Below are 17199 nucleotides of genomic sequence, written 5' to 3'. Positions count from 1 at the left end.
CAATCGGGGCCGCGACCATCGCTGGTCGCGGCCCCGATTCCGCGATCTACTCCTCGTCGGTGATCAGCGCCCAGCCCTCGGGCAGGCCCGTCACGGTCACCGCCGAGCCGCACACCTCGAGATCCACCGTCACCCCGTCGCCGAGCCGGAACTCCGACATCCGCACGCACCCCCAGGCCGGGGGAATCTGCGGCCGCAGCGTCAACGTCCTGGCCGGCACATCGGGATCGAGCCCGAGGAACGACCGAACCAGCAGCAACGGCGCCGCACTGGCCCAGGCCTGGGGCGAACACGACGTCGGATACGGCACGGGCGCGGCGAATCTCGCCCGCGGGAAACCACAGAACAGCTCGGGCAACCGGCCGTCGAACGCCGCGGCGGCATCGAGCAGACCACCCGACAGCTTCGTCGCCAGTTCCACCGCGCCCGGCACATGCTGGTATCGCATCAACCCGGCGACAGCGATCGCCGTGTCGTGCGGCCAGATCGACCCGCAGTGGTAACTCATCGGGTTGTAGGCGCCCATATCGGAAGCCAGCGTCCGCAGCCCGAAGCCCGAATCCATCTCCGCCCGGGACAGATTCCGGATCAGGATCTCGGCGTGCTCGTCGGTCGCGATGCCCGACCACAGACAGTGCGCCGCATTGCTGGTCAACGCGTCGACCTGGCGTTTGCGTCCGTCCAAGGCCACCGCGTACCACCCGTAATGGGGTAGCCAGAACTGTTCGGCGAACTTGGTTCGCAACTCGTCGGCCCGTTCCCGCATTCGCACGGCCAGCTCGGGGTCGTCGAACTGGTCGGCGAGCTCCGCACGGGCCAGGAACGCCGCGTACACATATCCCTGGACCTCGGCCAGCGCGATCGGTGCCTCGGCGATATGTCCCGCGGCGTCGTTGATTCCGTCGAAACTGTCCTTCCAGCCCTGATTGATCAGGCCGCGATCGGTGGCGCGCACGTATTCGACGAAACCGTCGTCGTCGCGGTCACCGAAATCGGTGATCCAGCTGATCGCGGCGTCGGCCGCGGGCAGCAGGGTGGCGATCGACGCCGGATCCGCGCCCCATCGCAGACATTCGGCGAGCAGCATCACGAAAAGCGGTGTGGCGTCGACGGTTCCGTAATAGATCTGCCCGCCCAGCACCTGCCCGACCGAGGGCCCGCGCCGCATCTCGTGCATGATCCGGCCCGGCTCCTCCTCGACGAGCGGGTCGATCGTCTGCCCTTGCAATTCGGCCAGCTGCTGCAAAGTGCCCAGTGCCAGATCGGTTTCCAGTGGCAGCGACATCCACGCCGTGAGCAGGGAGTCCCGGCCGAACAACGTCATGAACCACGGCGCGCCCGCCGCCACGAAGGGCCGGTTGGTGCCCGAATCGGTGTGGATCTGCAAGGCGCCCAGATCGCTTTCGGTGCGCCGCAGGATCTGGTTGAGCAGGCCCGAATCCGCGGAGATATCGGTGGCGGTGGCTCGCCAGGCCTGGATCTTGCGCACGGGCTCGCTGGCCCGATATCGCTCGCCCGGTGTCCCCGCGGTCTGCGGGCGTTGCGCGGCACCCGCCGGCTGGGCTGTGATCTCGGTCTGCCAGCGCCCGCCCGCGGGGACCACGACCCGCCAGATCATGGTGCCGGGCAACACCATCGGCTCGACGGTCGAGGTGAGCGCGAGCCCACGTGACAGATCGGCGCGATCGTGCAGCAGCAGTTCACCGTCGGTGGTGGTCATCTCCGCCCGGCGCCCGTGGGTCCGGCCTTCCTTCACCGCGAACAGGTCGACGAAATCGGCGTCGACGTGCAGTTCGAGCACCACCGCTGTCGCCTCACGGCTCATGTTCTCCAACGTGATCAGCTCGTGCATGCCCTCGGCGACGAGCCGATCGCGCACCACGAGCAGGGTGCTGTCGGCCCGACCCTGTTGCGGCGGCCTGCGCAGCACGAACCGCGCCGCGAAGGCCTCCGGGCTCAACACCGACAGCGCCTCGGGCCGTTTGCCGTCGATCATCAGCTCCCAGCGCGAAATCACCCTGGCGTCACGAAAGAACAGGCCCTGCGGCTTACCCGGCTCGATATCGCCGAGCCGGTCGGACAGGCAGAACGTGCCGCCTTCGACCAGGGTGATGTTGCCGCCGCCGCCACCGAGCCCCGCGGGTTCCCCCGCGTTGAGGGGGCTCGGCGCCGAGGCGCTGTCGGTGCTCATGCGCGCCCGTTGGCCGCTACCCCGACGGGCATCGGCATCGCATACGCGGTGTCGTACCCGATCGTGGTGCGGGCGAGCAGATCCCGGTACACCTGTTCGTAGCCGCGGCCGAGGGTGTCGGCGCTGAAGTTGTCGACCACGTGCTTGCGGCAGACCGCCGGATCGTAGGTCTGAACTTCGGCGATGGCCTCGGGCAGCTCGGCCGGATCGTCACAGATCCGCCCGGTGACCCCGTCGACCACCACTTCGCTCACCGCACCGCCACGCAACGCGACCACGGGCGTACCGCAGATCATCGCCTCGATCATCACCATGCCGAACGGCTCCTCCCATCGAATGGGGAACAGCAGACACTTAGCTCCGGAGAGCAGCTTACGCTTGGCGGCCGCGTCGGCGAGACCGAACATCTGATCCTGATCGGTCATCCGCGGCCGCACGAACTCCTCGAAGTAGGCCTTCTCCGGCGGCTCACTGCACTTGCCCGCCAGGATCAGCGGCATGCCGACGGCGTGGGCGGCGTCGAGCGCGAGATGCGGGCCCTTGTCGTCGCTGAACCGGCCGAGAAACAGTGCGTAGTCCTGCTTCTCGGTCTCGTACGGCCACTGATCGGGACACAGCGCGTTGTGGACCCGGCCCGCCCATGGCAGATCGGGCGCCAGCGCGCGCTGACGGTCGCTGATCGCGACGAGCGAGCACTCCTGGCCCAGTTCCTTGTAGTAGCGGTAGCAGTCGTCCTGCACCGGGCCGTGCACGGTGACCACCGTCGGCAACCCGAGATTGGCGTAGGCGGGCGCGTTCAGCGGGCCCGCGAACGTGTGGTCGTGGACCAGGTCGATGCCTTCGGTATCGGCCAGCCGCTCGATGGCGCGGCGCACCCGCAGCGCGTGCACGATTTCCGGGAACGGATCGCCCAGCCGTTCGGGCTGGATCCGGTCCCACAGCGGAACGAAATCCGCTTTGGTACCGTCGACACCCGCACCGAACAGGGTGACGTGATGGCCACGCTCACACAGGGAGTCGACCAGATCGGCGACTACGGCCTCGACGCCGCCGTAGGCCTTGGGTGGAACATCGAAATACGGTGGAACAACCATCGCGATCCGCAGGGGACCACCGTGGTGATCGATCGAGTAGAGATCGGACGCGGACAAACCGGTCGGCGACATTGCCGACGTGTCTGTACTCATGACCTTCCTTCCAGGGACGCAACCTAGCAACACTTGCGCGAACAAGAGATGGCCGCCTCGGCGGAGGTGGAGACGAGAGCTTCACCGCCGTCCATGGGGCATGGTTGGCCTGGCCAGACGCAATACGCACCGTTTCGGGTGCCCGCCTGAACAGAGGGGCCGTCAAGGAACGTACCCCGCTACCGCAGAGTAAACCAGCGTGTTGCTGGAAATGTTCTATATCGATTACCTACCACGGCAGGAGATTACGCGGTCAGAGGCGGTCTACGGCGTACAGATTGCCTGTCCAACCGAATCCAGGCACGGAATATTGCCGAACTCCCGAATAGTGGCCCTGCCTTGACCGTGCATCAGGTAGTCGATGAACTGAGCCGCCAGCGAATCACCGGCCACCTGTCCATGTGTATCGGCGTACTCCACCACCGTGAGCGGGTACGTCCGCATCTTCATGGTGTCCTCCGACGCGTTGACCCCGTCCAGCGCGACGAGTTTCACCTCACCGCTGACCGCCGAAGTCTCCATGTAACCCACCGCGCCAGGAGTACGGGCGACGAACGATGCCACCCCCTCGGTGGTCTTGACCTCGCATTGTTCGCCCTCCGATGGCCTTCCGGCGCACGGGATGAACGGGAACACCTTACGGTTACCTTCGAGCAACCGGTTCTCGAGCGCCGTTCGGGTGCCGGAACCCGCCTCCCGGTCGATCAGCACCACCGGCTGATCGGGCCCACCGATCTGGTTCCAGTTCTTGATGTTTCCCCGGTACAGATCACGGACCTGCTGCGTCGTGAGATTCGGCAGGTCGACACCCGGGTGGGTCACGATCGAGAAGGAACTGAGAGCCAATTGATACTCGATCAGTTTGTCGAAGCCGTTGCCCTTGGGACCGTCACTGATCGCGAGCATCTCCTGCGTCGGGCCGGTCTGGACCAGCTCGACGAGCCCGTCGGAGGTTCCCGCGAAGTCGAAGGTGAATTTCGCTCCGGTGCAGGTCTTTGCGTAGTTCTGCGCGGCCGTGCGAATCATCGGCGCCATCGCGGTGGAACCGACCAGTGTGAGGGCACCCTCCGCGCAGTCACGCGGTGGCGGGTCCGGTTGCAGAGCGAGGACCGCTTGCACCGCGATCAGCGCGACCAGGAAGCCCGACAGCGCCATCAGTTTCTTCGACGGGCCGGAGTGACTCGTGGTCTCGACGACCTTGCCTCGCTTGACCCGCCCGGTCAGGACCGGTTCCACCGGCTCCCCGTCACCGTGCACCCGCTTGAGCACCGCGAGAATCTTGTAGTGCTGGCGTCGTTCGAGCTGCACCTTCGGCAGATCGATGATGCCGGCGAAGTTCTCGCCCTCGCCTCTGGCCCGTTTGCCGATACCCGATGCGGGGCCGAGATTGTCGGAGAGCGGCCCGTCCAGCTCGGTCACCGCCAAACCGATGACCTCACGACCAGGGAACGTGACATGCAGCCCGACCCGCGGATCGGCTCCACTCATCGTGTAGTCGTCGGGGTCGATGGCGAGCGTGCCGTTGTTCTCGACGCGGACCAGCACGACCGACAGCTTGGACAGGTCCAGCTGTGGCCCACCGGCTTCCGGGGTGCTCAGATTCGCCAGGGCGCCGACCAGCGACGCTGTGTCCGTCTCGCCGGTCACCGGCGTGTCCATCTGGACGCGGTATCCCAGCCGACGCCGCCCGACCAGGACGAATTCGCGAACGAACGCCGCCGAGGCCACCACGAGGCCGACCGCGGAAAGTACGAGCTCCACCGGAATGTCCATCAAATCCCCCACTAAACCATGTCGATCAGCGAGTTGATGTGTACCAGGCGGGATTCGGCGGATCAGAGATCGAAATCAGTTGTTGGGCAAGACTTCACCCATTCGATTCCGAGCACCAGGCGAGCAACTGCTCGACCGGCCAGGTGTCGATCACCTTTTCAGCCGTCACACCGTGCGCCAGCGCCCGCTCGCATCCGTACCCCTGCCACGCCAGCTGGCCCGGCGCGTGCGCGTCGGTGTCGATGGAGAACAGGCAGTCCATCTCGACGGCGAGCTCGATCAAACGCCCGGGTGGATCACGGCGTTCGGGGCGGCTGTTGATCTCGACGGCGGTGCCGTAGCGGCGGCAGGCTTCGAAGACGAGTTCGGCGTCGAACGACGACTCCGGCCGGGTGCCGCGCGCCCCTTCCACGAGACGGCCCGTGCAGTGACCCAGGATATCGACGTGAGGGTTCGCGACGGCGTAGACCATGCGCTTGGTCATCGTGTCGCTGTCGTCGCGCAGGTGCCAGTGCACGCTGGCGACAACGACATCCAGGCGTTCGAGGAGATCTGGCCGCTGGTCGAGGGTGCCGTCGTCGAGGATGTCGACCTCGATACCGGTGAGGACGCGAAACGGCGCCATCTGCTCGTTGAGTTCGGCGATCACGTCGAGCTGGCGCAGCAGCCGGTCGGCGGACAGCCCGTTGGCGACCTTGAGACGCGGCGAATGGTCTGTCAGCGCGCAGTATTCGTGGCCGAGCGCGGCCGCGACGCCCATCATCTCGGCGATCGGGCTGCCCCCGTCGGACCAGTCCGAGTGGGTGTGCAGATCACCGCGCAGCGCCGCGCGCAGCTCCTCGCCCGCGGGCGCGATCGGCTTCGCCTGTGCGCGGAGCTCGGCAAGATAGCCGGGAACCTCACCGGCACAGGCCGCTTCGATGATGGCGGCCGTCTTGGGCCCGATCCCGGCGAGCTCACGCCAGCTGTGTTCGCGGGCGCGCGTCGCCACCTCGTCGTCGGCGAGCCCGGCGACGACATCGGCGGCACGGCGGTAAGCCTTCACCCGGTGCGTTTCGGCACGACCGCGTTCGAGCCAGAACCCGACCTCGCGCAGTGCCGCCACCGGACCCGGACTCGCCGCCGATGTCATCGCGACTACTTGATCCGGCCGTACTTGAGGAACGCGACGCCGTCGGCGTACACCCGGCTGGTGATCACCCGGAACTTCTCCGGCGCGGGCAGTTTCGCCCCGCCGCCGAACAGCGGCCTGCCGGTGCCGAGCACCACCGGGTGCAGCTTCAGGAACACCTGGTCGATCTCGGGCAGCAGCGCCTGCGCCAGTTCACCGCCACCGCAGAGCCAGATGCCCAGTCCGTCTTCGCGTTTGAGCTCACGCACCGCGGCGATCGGATCCTCGGCGATCAATTCCACCCCGGGCGCGGGCGATTCGGGCAGCGTCGTGGACACCACGTACTGGCGCAGGTGTTCGTACGGGCTGGCGGTGCCGGTGCGTACCCCGAAGTCGTGGGTCTTGCGGCCCATGATCACGGTGTCGAAGTAGATGTTGCCCGCCGCGATTCCGCGCGCCTCGCGCACCTTGGTGGGCAGGGTTTCCGGGTACTGCGAGATGATCGCGGGCCCGTGATCACCGCCTACCGGGAAGAAGTCCAGCGTTCCGTCCTCGGCGGCGATGAAACCGTCGATTGTCGATGCCACGAAATAGGTCAGCTTGCGCATAACGTCCTCCCTGCACGGACCCGGTCTGTCACGACCTGTCAGAGGAAACGTTAGCGTGCCCGGATCAGCGGCGGCGCGGCTTCCGTTGACACTTCGGACAGGAAAACGACGACCGATTCATGAACTGTTCCCGCACCAGCAGCGTCGCACACCGATCGCACGGTTCGTCCTCGCGCCCGTAAGCGGCCAGTGACCGGGAAAAATAGCCGGATTCGCCGTTCACATTCACGTACAGGGCGTCGAAGGAGGTGCCACCGACGGCCAGCGCTTCGGTCATGACCGCGCTGACTCCGTCGAGCAGGGTACGCACGACCGGCCGGGTGAGTTCGGCGGCCACGCGGGTGCCGTGCAATCCGGCCCGCCACAGTGCTTCGTCGGCGTAGATATTGCCGATACCCGAGATCACCGTCTGGTCGAGCAGCACGCGTTTGATCTCGGTGTTCTTGGCGCGGATGGCCGCGACCACGGCCTCGCGATCGAACAGCGGGTCGAGCGGATCGCGCGCGATATGGGCCACGGAATCGGGCACCACGGTCCCGTTCACCTCGACGAGGTCGGCCAGCGCCCAGCCGCCGAAGGTGCGCTGATCGACGAAGCGCAATTCGGCGCCGTCACCGAGCACGGCCCGGATGTGCGCGTGCTTCTCGACGGGAGCGTCGGCGGGCTGCACCAGCATCTGACCGCTCATGCCCAGATGCACCACCAGTGCGGTATCGGGCTCGTCGAAGGTGAGCCACAGATACTTACCGCGGCGCTGCGCGGAGTCGATCCGCAACCCGGTGAGCCTCGCCGCCAGATCAGCACCACCCGCGATGTGCCTGCGCACGGCTCGCGGGTGGGTGACGGTGACGGTATCGATGGCCCTACCGACGGCGTGCTCGGCGAGACCGCGACGAACAACCTCGACCTCGGGCAGTTCGGGCACGGCTCAGGCTTTGTCTGCGGATTCGGCGGTCAGCGCCTTGTACGCGGTACCGGCGGCCTTCTGCTCGGCTTCCTTCTTGGAGCGACCCACGCCTGAACCGTACGGAACACCGGCGATCACCGTGGTGGCGGTGAACTCCTTGTTGTGGTCCGGTCCGGTGGAGGTGATCTCGTAGGCGGGCACGCCGAGACCGCGTTCGGCGGTGAGTTCCTGCAGGCTGGTCTTCCAGTCGAGGCCGGCGCCCATGCGGGGGCCGCGCTCGAGCAGGTCGGCGAACAGCCGCAGCACCACACCGCGCGCGGTTTCGATGCCGTGCTCGAGGTGCACCGCACCGAGCAGCGATTCCATGCCGTCGGCGAGGATGCTCGGCTTGTCGCGACCGCCGGTGAGCTCCTCGCCCTTGCCGAGCAGCAGGTACTGACCGAGTCCGCCGTCGCCGAGACCACGCGCCACCTCGGCGAGCGCGTGCATGTTCACCACGCTGGCGCGCAGCTTCGCGAGTTCACCCTCGGACTTCTCCGGATGCTCGGTATACAGGCGCTCGGTGATGCTGAGGCCGAGTACCGAGTCGCCGAGGAATTCCAGGCGCTCGTTGGTCGGCAAACCGCCGTTCTCGTACGCGTACGACCGGTGCGTCAGCGCTAGGCGCAGAAGCTCCGGTCGTACGTCGACACCGAGGGCGGTGAGCAGGCTGGCGTGATCCGCCGCGCCCACATTGTCTTTACTGGCTGTCACGTTGCTAGGAATGATCTACAACGATCAGACTGCAGAGGTGACCTGGCGGCCCTTGTAGGTGCCGCAGGACGGGCACGCGATGTGCGGGAGGGTCTTCTCACCACACGCGCGGTTCGGGCAGGTGACCAGGGTCGGCGCGGTGGCCTTCCACTGGCTGCGCCGCGACCGGGTGTTGGAACGCGACATCCGACGCTTGGGAACAGCCACGGCTACTTCTCCTCTTGGTTTTCGCTGACTACACCGGCATCAGATGCCGCGGCAACGGTTTGGTCTTGGTGGTGGAACCCTCAGGCGGGGTCGCCGGTACCGGGCTCGTCAGTGGCAAAATTCGCCAACTTCGCCCAGCGAGGGTCCAGTATCTCATGCCCATGATCAGGACCCGCAATCGCCATCCGCACACCGCACTCGGGGCACAGGCCCGCGCAGTCCGGCGAGCACAGCGGCTGCAGCGGAAGCTCCAGCCCGATGGCGTCGAGGATCACCGGCTCGAGGTCGACGAGATCGTCTTCCATGCGGTAGACCTCGGCATCCTCGGTCGTCTGCTCGGTGGTGCTGTCCGGATACGCGAACAACTCCGTCAGACGAATCTCCACCTGGTCCTCGAACGGTTCGAGGCAGCGCGAGCACTCCCCGGCCGTCGGCCCGGACGCCGTGCCGGTGACCAGCACACCCTCCGAGACCGCCTGCAATTGCAGATCGAGTTCCACCTCGGCATCGGCCGGGATGGCGATCAGGTCGAGACCCAGCCGCTCGTGGTCGGTGACCGTGCGACGCAGCTCCCGCATGGTTCCCGGCCGACGGCCGAGATTGCGGACATCCAGCACAAAGCCCGCCTCCGACACAGGACCACTGGTCTTGCGTGGACGCGCGGACGAACCGGAACCGGCGGACATCACGGACTCACTTACCGTCGAGGGGATAATGGGCAACCACTCCACAGTACGGCAGGACCCCGCCGGAACTCAAAACGCGCGCTGGGCGCCAGGACCGGTCAGCGCCGGTGCTCGGCAGCGTATTCCGGGTATTCGGCGGCCGGTGCGCCGCGCATCTGCTGGCGTCCGCGGGTGATCGAGCGCCGGGTGGTGTTGAGCGTCTCTTCCATGGATGCGAGCCTGTTGCCGAAATCGGCCATCTGCTCGTCGACGTAGTCGTCACATTCGGTGCGCACCCGGTCGGACTCGGCCTGGGCCTCGTCGATCAGACGGGCGGATTCGGCGTGCGCGACCCGGACGACCTCGGTCTGCGCGACGAGGCGGGCCTGCTCGGCCTTCCCGTCGGCGACCGAACGTTCGTAGGAGGCCTTGCCCGCTTCGATGGCCCGGTCGGCGTCGATCTGGGCGCGACCGGTGAGCTCGTCGTACTCGGCATTGCCGTCGGCGACGACCTGATCGGCCTCGGCCTGGGCCGACGTCACCAGGCGGTCGGCGTGGGCGGTGGCCTCGGCGACCATCCGGTCGGCGTGGTCCTTGGCGTCGGCGAGGATGCGATCGGCCTCGGCGCGCGCCTTGTCGATGGTGGTGCGTGCCTGCTCGTTGGCCGTGGTGACCGTCGTTTCGGCGCCGGAACGGGCGTCGCCGACGATCTTGTCGCGGTGATCGAGCACGTCCTGGGCGTCGTCGAGTTCACCGGGTAGCGCGTCGCGGACGTCGTCGAGCAGCTCGAGAACATCGCCGCGCGGCACGATGCAACTGCGGGTCGGCGGGATGCCACGCGCCTCTTCGACGATGGCGACCAGTTCGTCGAGTGCTTCGAATACGCGATACATGCTCACTACCCTCCTGCGGACTCACGGCGAAACCACTACCGCCGACGCCCAGTGTGCCTGTCCGGGGCGGCTGTGCCGAATGTCGTCGCGGTGTGTCGCGACAGTGTCCAAGATCGCACAGATATCAAGTGGAGTGCAGCCCTCCACTTCGGCTACCATCGGTAAGCACGACAACGCCGTCCGCCGGGAAGCACCGCAACCTTTTCGCTGTTGTACTCCTCGACGTCTGTTCATTTGGGATCGGAGTCGAACATGACCCTCCTGGAAACTCCTAGGAGTCCGGTGTCGCACGTCGCGGGCATGTTCACTCCCTGGACCGGTCCGTTCCCCGTGGTGACGCCGAGTGAAGTCGCACCCGCGCTGCGCCCGCAGTTCGAGGGCGCGCTCACCTACCTGCGCGGCGACCGGGCGCTGCCCCAGCTCTTCCGCTTCGCCCTCGTCGGCGGGTCGAGCAACATCGCCTATGTGTTGCTGTTCTTCGCGATGCACGGCATCGGCCCGCTGGTCGCCAATGTGGCCGGATCGGTGGTCAGCACGATCATCGCCAACGAATTCCACCGTCAGCTCACGTTCCACGCCACCGACCGGGTCACCTGGTTCACGGCGCAGTGGGAAGGCGGCGGGATCGCGTTGATCGGACTCGCGATCACGACCGCGTGTTTGGCCGGACTGGATTTCTGGGCACCCGGACTGGGTGACATCACGCAGGCACTGACGGTCCTGGCCATCACCGCCGCGGTCGGCGGCATGCGATTCCTCGCCCTGCGTGGACTGTTCCGCCTGCCCGCGACTTCCTAGCCCTTACGTTCGGCCAGGCGGTCCAGCAGTCGCTTGTGGACCGCCGGCGGGAGCATGTCGCTCACGTCGCCGCCATAGGCCGCCACTTCCTTGACCAGCGAGCTGGACAGGAAGCTCAGGGACGGGTTGGTGGCGATGAAGAAGGTGTCCACGCCGGCCAGTTTGTGGTTCATCTGGGCCATCTGGAGCTCGTAGCCGAAGTCGCCCGCGTCGCGCAGCCCCTTGACGATCGCGCTGATCCCCTCCTGCTTGGCGAAGTCCACCGTGAGGCCCTGCCAGGAGGCGACGCGCACGTTCGGCAGGTGGGCGACGGATTCGCGCAGCAGTTCCATGCGCTCCTCGACGGTGAACATGCCCTGCTTCTTGGGGTTCACGTTGACGGTGACGATCACCTCGTCGAACTGGGCGGCCGCGCGAGCGAACACGTCGAGGTGACCGTTGGTAACCGGGTCGAAGGAGCCGGGGCACAGTGCTGCAGCCATACCTCAGAGACTATCTGAGAACTGAGACGGCCCGTGCCGGGCGGCTCGTCATTCAGTGTCGGTGGTGCGTGTCACACTCGTGGATGATGAGCCGCCACACGACTTTCCGGTATTGCCTCGACCCCATAGTCGAGCAGTCCGACATGCTCGCAAGGCATGCCGGTGCGGCCCGATTCGCGTTCAACCAAAGCCTCGACTTCGTGAAAACCGCTCTCACCCAACGCAAAACCCGCCCAGCACATCCGGTCCCATGGACTCGGTTCGACCTGATCAAAACGTTCAACACCTGGAAGAAGACCGAAGCCGCAGGACGGGTCTTCACTGTCGACGCGGCTGGGGTCACCGAAGTACAGGTAACCGGGTTGGCATGGCGTGCTCAGGTGTCTCAGCAAGTTTTCGAGGAAGCCGCCGTCGACTGCGGTCGCGCGCTGGCCGCGTTCTCTGATTCCAGAACCGGCAAACACGCGGGTAAACGGGTCGGGTTTCCCCGGTTCAAGAAGAAGGGTACAACCGTCCCGGCATTCCGGATCCGTAACAAGCCCGCCAAGTCGGGGCGAGCGTCGATCCGAGTCGGTGACCAGGGACGCGCTCGGTCAGTGGCGTTGCCTGGGATCGGCGCGATCCGGGTGCGCGAGGACACCCGCCGGTTGCGGCGGATGCTTACCAAAGACCGGGCGAGGATCCTCTACGTCACCGTCGCCTATCGGGTGCGACGCTGGTGGATCAGCCTGACCGTCGAAGCATCTGATCTCCACACAGCCCATCGTCACCGGCCCCGGGAACACGCTGATCACGGTGGCTGGGTCGGGATCGACCGCGGTTTGACCGCGTTCGCTGTCGCCGCGAACTCCACCGGTGCCGAGGTCGCTCGTATCACCAACGCCCCCAAACCACTGACTACCGGGCTGGATCGTCAACGACGGATGGCGAAGTCGGTGACTCGGAAGCAGAGCGGGTCCCGCAACCATCGGCAGGCGGTTGCCCAGCTGGCCCGCCACCATCACAAGGTCGCCAACATTCGCCGTCATTTCGCTCATCAAGTTGCTAACCAGTTGGTCAAGACCCACGACCGGCTCGTTGTCGAAGACTTGAACGTTGCGGGAATGCTCGGCAACCGTCGTTCGGCCCGCGCGATCAGCGACGTCGGATGGGCCGATTTCGCGCGCCTGTTGGTCTACAAGCAGGCATGGCACGGTGGCACGGTCACCGTCGCGGATCGTTGGTTTCCATCGAGTAAACGGTGCTCGGCCTGCGGCGCACATAATCCGACGCTGTCGTTGGCGGATCGCGTGTTCGTCTGCGAATGTGGGTTTCGCGCTGACCGGGACCACAACGCGGCGGTCAACCTCGCACTGTGGCCGACGATTGAACAAGACTTTTCACGATCCCCGGACCCCCGAGCAGGAGGCCGGGTTACCAAAGTCCGCCGACGGGAAGGCTCTGACCGGCACCCTGTGGGTGTCGGTGAAACCGTCCTGGTAGACGCGGGAACAGAGGTTCACGCCACGCTTGTGGCGTGAACCGACGACGCCCGAGAAGGGCGGTGTCCGGGACGATCTAGGTTTCCGGACACGCTGTAGCACCGAACTCGGCGAGTTCGACTCTGGTCTCCCCGTATTTGCGTGTCTTCAACGCCACATAGCCTGCGGGCCAGGTGATCTCGGGTGAGCGGCTCGACCGTTCCACCACCACCAGCGCTTCCGGCGCGAGCCAGCCGTTGTTCGCCAGCGCGGTGAGGTCGGCGATCACGTCCTCGGTGCTCACGTCGTAGGGCGGATCCGAGAACACCACGTCGTAGGCCCTCGGCGCGGATTGTTTCAGCACCGAGGACACACTGCCGAGCCGCAGTTCGGCACCGGGGAGACCGAGCTCGGCGATATTGGCGCGCACCACCTCGCCCGCCTTGCGATCGGACTCCACGAGCAGCGCCCGCTGCGCCCCGCGCGACAGCGCTTCCAACCCCAGCGCCCCCGAGCCCGCGTACAGGTCCAGGACCAGCGTCCCGTCCAGATCCAGGCGGGCGTCGATCGCGCTGAACAGCGCTTCACGCACCCGATCGGAGGTAGGGCGGGTACCGGCGGGCGGCACCTTCAAGCGCCGCCCGCCCGCCACACCCGCGACGATGCGTGTCATTCCGACTCGCGTGCGACCAGTTCCACCAGCAGGTCGCCGCCCTCGACCTGGGCCACCTTGGTGGTCGCGATCCGGCCCACCACGCCACCGCGCGGCGCGGTGATGGCCGCTTCCATCTTCATCGCCTCGATGGTGCCGACCGTGTCGCCGGCGTGGATCTCGTCGCCCTCGGACACCGCCAGGGTGACCACACCGGCGAACGGTGCCGCGATGTGGCCCGCGTTGTTCTTGTCCGCCTTCTCCGCCGCGGGCACCTCCGAGGCGACGGACCGGTCACGCACCGCGACCGGGCGCAACTGCCCGTTCATGATGCACATGACCGTGCGCATACCCTTCTCGTCCGGCTCGGAGATCGCCTCGAGGCCGATGAGCAGGGTGACGCCCTTCTCCAGCTGCACGCGGTGCTCTTCGCCGCGGCGCAGGCCGTAGAAGAACTGGTTCTCCGACAGCCCGGTGGTGTCGCCGTACTTCTCGCGGTGGGCGTTGAACTCGGCGGTCGGGCCGGGGAACAGCAGCCGGTTCAGCGTGGCGCGACGCTCGGCGGACGAGCCGTCGAGGGCCTTCTGATCCGCCGGGCTCAGCGGGGTCTCGGGCTTGGGCTCGTTGCGCCCGGCCAGCGCCTTGCTGCGGAACGGCTCGGGCCAGCCACCGGCCGGGGTGCCGAGCTCACCACGCAGGAAGCCGATCACCGAATCGGGGATGTCGTACCGGCCCGGGTCGGCGGCGAAGTCCTCGATGTCGACACCGGTGCCGACCAGGGCGAGCGCGAGATCACCGACGACCTTCGACGACGGAGTCACCTTGATCAGGCGACCCAGCAGCCGGTCGGCGGCCGCGTACTTGGCCTCGACCTCTTCGAACCGGTCGCCCAGGCCCAGCGCGATCGCCTGCTGACGCAGGTTCGACAGCTGACCACCCGGGATCTCGTGGGTGTACACCCGACCGGTCGGCGCGGGCAGACCCGACTCGAACGGCGCGTAGACCTTGCGCAGCGCCTCCCAGTACGGCTCGAGATCGCACACGTTCTGCAGGTTCAGGCCGGTGTCGCGATCGGTGTGCGCGGTGGCGGCCACGATCGCCGACAGCGCGGGCTGTGAGGTGGTGCCCGCCATGGCCGCGGACGCACCGTCGACCGCGTCGGCCCCGGCCTGCCAGGCCGCCAGGTAGGTGGCCAGCTGGCCGCCGGGGGTGTCGTGGGTGTGCACGTGCACCGGCAGATCGAAGTTGCTGCGCAGTGCGGTCACGAGTTTCGCGGCGGCGGGGGCACGCAGCAGACCGGCCATGTCCTTGATCGCGAGGACGTGCGCGCCCGCGTCGACGATCTGTTCGGCCAGCTTCAGGTAGTAGTCGAGGGTGTAGAGCGATTCGTTCGGGTCGAGCAGGTCGCCGGTGTAGCTGAGCGCGACTTCGGCTATGGCGGTACCGGTTTCGCGGACCGCGTCGATCGCCGGGCGCATCTGGTCGACGTTGTTGAGCGCGTCGAAGATGCGGAAGATGTCGATACCGGTGGCGGCGGCCTCGGAAACGAAAGCGCGCGTGACCTGTTCGGGGTAGGGCGTGTAGCCCACGGTGTTGCGACCGCGCAGCAGCATCTGCAAGCAGATGTTCGGCACGGCTTCGCGCAGCGCGGCCAGGCGCTCCCACGGGTCCTCGTGCAGGAACCGCAGTGCCACATCGTAAGTCGCGCCGCCCCAGGCTTCGATCGAGAGCAGTTCGGGGGTCAGCCGCGCGACATGACCCGCCACACCGAGCAGACCGTTGGTGCGGACACGGGTGGCCAGCAGCGACTGGTGTGCGTCACGGAAGGTCGTGTCGGTGACACCGAGTGCCCTCTGCTCGCGCAGGGCCTTCGCGAAACCCTCCGGTCCGAGAGTGAGCAGACGCTGGCGCGAACCGTCCGGCGGCGGCAGCGTGAGGTCGACAGCGGGCAGCTTGTCGTAGGGGTACACCGTGGTCGGGCGGTCGCCGTTCGGCTTGTTGACGGTGATGTCGGCCAGATAGGTCAGGATCTTGGTGCCGCGGTCGGCCGAGCCGCGCGAGGTGAGCAGTTCGGGACGCTCGTCGATGAACGAGGTGGTGACCCGGCCCGCCTGGAAATCGGGGTCGTCGAGCACCGCCAGCAGGAACGGGATGTTGGTCGTCACGCCGCGGATACGGAATTCGGCCAGCGCCCGGCGGGCGCGCGCGGCGGCGGCGGGCAGGTCACGACCACGGCAGGTGAGCTTCACCAGCATCGAGTCGAAGTAGGCGCCGATCTCGGCGCCGAGATTCGCGCCGCCGTCGAGGCGGATGCCCGCGCCGCCGGGGGTGCGGTAGGCGGTGATGCGGCCGGTGTCGGGGCGGAAGCCGTTGGCCGGGTCCTCGGTGGTGATGCGGCACTGCAGGGCGGCGCCGCGAATCTGCACCGTCTCCTGGCTCAGCCCCAGGTCGGCGAGGGATTCGCCCGCCGCGATGCGCAGCTGCGACTGCACCAGGTCGACGTCGGTGATCTCCTCGGTGACCGTGTGCTCCACCTGGATGCGCGGGTTCATCTCGATGAACACGTGGTTGCCGCGCTCATCCAGGAGGAACTCCACGGTGCCCGCGTTGATGTAGCCGATCTGGCGGGCGAAGGCCACCGCGTCGGCGCAGATGCGCTCGCGCAGTTCCGGTGACAGGTTCGGGGCGGGCGCGAGCTCGATCACCTTCTGGTGGCGACGCTGCAGCGAACAGTCCCGCTCGAACAGGTGCATGACGTTGCCGTGCTGGTCGGCCAGGATCTGTACCTCGATGTGGCGCGGGTTCACCACCGCCTGCTCGAGGAACACCGTCGGATCGCCGAACGCCGACTCCGCTTCGCGCGACGCGGCCTCGATCGACTCACGCAGCTGCTCGGGCGCGGCGACCCGGCGCATGCCACGGCCACCACCACCGGCGACGGCCTTGACGAAGATCGGGTATTCGAGTTCGGCCGAGGCGGTGAGCAATTCGTCGATATCGGCCGAGGGCTCGCTGGACTTCAGCGTCGGCAGTCCGGCCGCCTTCGCCGCCGCGATGGCCGTGGCCTTGTTGCCGGCCATCTCCAGGATCTCGGCGGTGGGGCCGATGAAGGTGATGCCCTCGGCGGCACAGGCCGCGGCGAGGTCGGGGTTCTCCGACAGGAAGCCGTAGCCGGGGTAGATCGCGTCGGCGCCGGCGCTCTTGGCCGCCTCGATGATCGCCTCGATCGACAGATACGCGCGAACGGGATGACCCTCTTCGCCGATCTGATAGGACTCGGCAGCCTTCAGGCGATGGACGGAATTGCGATCCTCGTGCGGGAACACCGCGACCGTTCCGATGCCGAGTTCGTAGGCCGCGCGGAAGGCACGGATAGCGATCTCACCACGATTTGCGACCAAGACTTTCGAGAACATTGGCCTACGGTACCCGGCCACGAGCCGGGGCCGGACACGCAAGGTGGCTTCGCAGCAATCTTCACACCGCACACCTGCCTACCTGCGAAGTTGCGT

At 66.9% G+C, this 17199-nt stretch carries 15 protein-coding genes; 2 read left to right on the top strand and 13 right to left on the bottom strand.

Annotation, left to right across the window (positions count from 1 at the left end):
• Positions 1-46 precede the first annotated feature (46 nt).
• The 10 genes from ACWDXS_RS11585 to ACWDXS_RS11540 form a co-directional block, all read right to left on the bottom strand.
• Positions 47-2191: an amylo-alpha-1,6-glucosidase gene (locus ACWDXS_RS11585; protein WP_387442114.1), complete on the bottom strand. Its 2145-nt coding sequence runs from the start codon at positions 2189-2191 to the stop codon at positions 47-49.
• Positions 2188-3357 (bottom strand): glycosyltransferase family 4 protein, encoded by a 1170-nt coding sequence (locus tag ACWDXS_RS11580; RefSeq protein ID WP_378992398.1) that lies wholly within the window; start codon positions 3355-3357, stop codon positions 2188-2190. Before ACWDXS_RS11580 ends, ACWDXS_RS11585 begins: the two co-directional genes overlap by 4 nt.
• Before the next feature lie 285 nt (positions 3358-3642).
• Complete coding sequence (locus ACWDXS_RS11575) at positions 3643-5151, bottom strand: PstS family phosphate ABC transporter substrate-binding protein (RefSeq protein WP_378992143.1); 1509 nt, start codon at positions 5149-5151, stop codon at positions 3643-3645.
• Between the two features lie 94 nt (positions 5152-5245).
• Positions 5246-6283, bottom strand: a complete 1038-nt coding sequence (locus ACWDXS_RS11570) for a PHP domain-containing protein (protein WP_449964605.1) — start codon at positions 6281-6283, stop codon at positions 5246-5248.
• Positions 6284-6288: 5 nt separating this feature from the next.
• Positions 6289-6870, bottom strand: a complete 582-nt coding sequence (locus ACWDXS_RS11565; RefSeq protein WP_378992139.1) for a dihydrofolate reductase family protein — start codon at positions 6868-6870, stop codon at positions 6289-6291.
• Positions 6871-6934: 64 nt separating this feature from the next.
• Positions 6935-7795: a bifunctional DNA-formamidopyrimidine glycosylase/DNA-(apurinic or apyrimidinic site) lyase gene (mutM, locus tag ACWDXS_RS11560; protein WP_378992137.1), complete on the bottom strand. Its 861-nt coding sequence runs from the start codon at positions 7793-7795 to the stop codon at positions 6935-6937.
• A gap of 3 nt (positions 7796-7798) precedes the next feature.
• Positions 7799-8530, bottom strand: a complete 732-nt coding sequence (gene rnc, locus ACWDXS_RS11555; protein WP_358064067.1) for a ribonuclease III — start codon at positions 8528-8530, stop codon at positions 7799-7801.
• Between the two features lie 24 nt (positions 8531-8554).
• A complete protein-coding gene (gene rpmF / locus ACWDXS_RS11550; protein WP_040708879.1) occupies positions 8555-8737 on the bottom strand; it encodes a 50S ribosomal protein L32 in 183 nt (60 codons plus the stop codon).
• Positions 8738-8817: 80 nt separating this feature from the next.
• Positions 8818-9423 (bottom strand): YceD family protein, encoded by a 606-nt coding sequence (locus ACWDXS_RS11545; RefSeq protein ID WP_364401610.1) that lies wholly within the window; start codon positions 9421-9423, stop codon positions 8818-8820.
• Between the two features lie 98 nt (positions 9424-9521).
• On the bottom strand, positions 9522-10295 hold the full coding sequence (locus ACWDXS_RS11540) for a DivIVA domain-containing protein (protein WP_378992397.1): 774 nt from the start codon (positions 10293-10295) through the stop codon (positions 9522-9524).
• Between the two features lie 252 nt (positions 10296-10547).
• Between ACWDXS_RS11540 and ACWDXS_RS11535 the strand changes: the two genes are divergently transcribed.
• Complete coding sequence (locus tag ACWDXS_RS11535) at positions 10548-11093, top strand: GtrA family protein (protein WP_378992136.1); 546 nt, start codon at positions 10548-10550, stop codon at positions 11091-11093.
• Here ACWDXS_RS11535 and coaD read toward each other — a convergent pair.
• The gene (gene coaD, locus ACWDXS_RS11530; RefSeq protein WP_056811926.1) at positions 11090-11575 is read right to left on the bottom strand and encodes a pantetheine-phosphate adenylyltransferase; all 486 of its coding nucleotides are present in this window, start codon (positions 11573-11575) and stop codon (positions 11090-11092) included. The two genes, ACWDXS_RS11535 and coaD, sit on opposite strands and share 4 nt — an antisense overlap.
• Before the next feature lie 86 nt (positions 11576-11661).
• Here coaD and ACWDXS_RS11525 point away from each other — a divergent pair, with 86 nt between their 5' ends.
• On the top strand, positions 11662-13095 hold the full coding sequence (locus ACWDXS_RS11525) for an RNA-guided endonuclease TnpB family protein (protein ID WP_378992135.1): 1434 nt from the start codon (positions 11662-11664) through the stop codon (positions 13093-13095).
• 37 nt (positions 13096-13132) lie between these two features.
• Here ACWDXS_RS11525 and rsmD read toward each other — a convergent pair whose 3' ends face one another.
• The gene (rsmD, locus tag ACWDXS_RS11520; RefSeq protein WP_378992134.1) at positions 13133-13708 is read right to left on the bottom strand and encodes a 16S rRNA (guanine(966)-N(2))-methyltransferase RsmD; all 576 of its coding nucleotides are present in this window, start codon (positions 13706-13708) and stop codon (positions 13133-13135) included.
• Positions 13705-17103, bottom strand: coding sequence for a pyruvate carboxylase (locus ACWDXS_RS11515; RefSeq protein ID WP_378992132.1), 3399 nt, complete (start codon positions 17101-17103; stop codon positions 13705-13707). The genes rsmD and ACWDXS_RS11515 overlap by 4 nt, the downstream gene beginning before the upstream one ends.
• Between the last annotated feature and the right edge of the window lie 96 nt (positions 17104-17199).

The sequence above is a fragment of the Nocardia sp. NPDC003183 genome, from assembly GCF_053590715.1.
The sequence above is the reverse complement of the archived record's forward strand: the minus strand, read 5'-3'. Positions and strand labels throughout refer to the sequence as shown.

Coding starts and splice junctions, on each gene's coding strand:
- ACWDXS_RS11585 (WP_387442114.1), bottom strand. CDS start 2,191: ATGAGCACCGACAGCGCCTCGGCGCCGAGCCCCCTCAACGCGGGGGAA.
- ACWDXS_RS11580 (WP_378992398.1), bottom strand. CDS start 3,357: ATGTCGCCGACCGGTTTGTCCGCGTCCGATCTCTACTCGATCGATCAC.
- ACWDXS_RS11575 (WP_378992143.1), bottom strand. CDS start 5,151: ATGGACATTCCGGTGGAGCTCGTACTTTCCGCGGTCGGCCTCGTGGTG.
- ACWDXS_RS11570 (WP_449964605.1), bottom strand. CDS start 6,283: ATGACATCGGCGGCGAGTCCGGGTCCGGTGGCGGCACTGCGCGAGGTC.
- ACWDXS_RS11565 (WP_378992139.1), bottom strand. CDS start 6,870: ATGCGCAAGCTGACCTATTTCGTGGCATCGACAATCGACGGTTTCATC.
- ACWDXS_RS11545 (WP_364401610.1), bottom strand. CDS start 9,423: ATGTCCGCCGGTTCCGGTTCGTCCGCGCGTCCACGCAAGACCAGTGGT.
- ACWDXS_RS11540 (WP_378992397.1), bottom strand. CDS start 10,295: ATGTATCGCGTATTCGAAGCACTCGACGAACTGGTCGCCATCGTCGAA.
- ACWDXS_RS11535 (WP_378992136.1), top strand. CDS start 10,548: ATGACCCTCCTGGAAACTCCTAGGAGTCCGGTGTCGCACGTCGCGGGC.
- coaD (WP_056811926.1), bottom strand. CDS start 11,575: ATGGCTGCAGCACTGTGCCCCGGCTCCTTCGACCCGGTTACCAACGGT.
- ACWDXS_RS11525 (WP_378992135.1), top strand. CDS start 11,662: ATGAGCCGCCACACGACTTTCCGGTATTGCCTCGACCCCATAGTCGAG.
- rsmD (WP_378992134.1), bottom strand. CDS start 13,708: ATGACACGCATCGTCGCGGGTGTGGCGGGCGGGCGGCGCTTGAAGGTG.
- ACWDXS_RS11515 (WP_378992132.1), bottom strand. CDS start 17,103: ATGTTCTCGAAAGTCTTGGTCGCAAATCGTGGTGAGATCGCTATCCGT.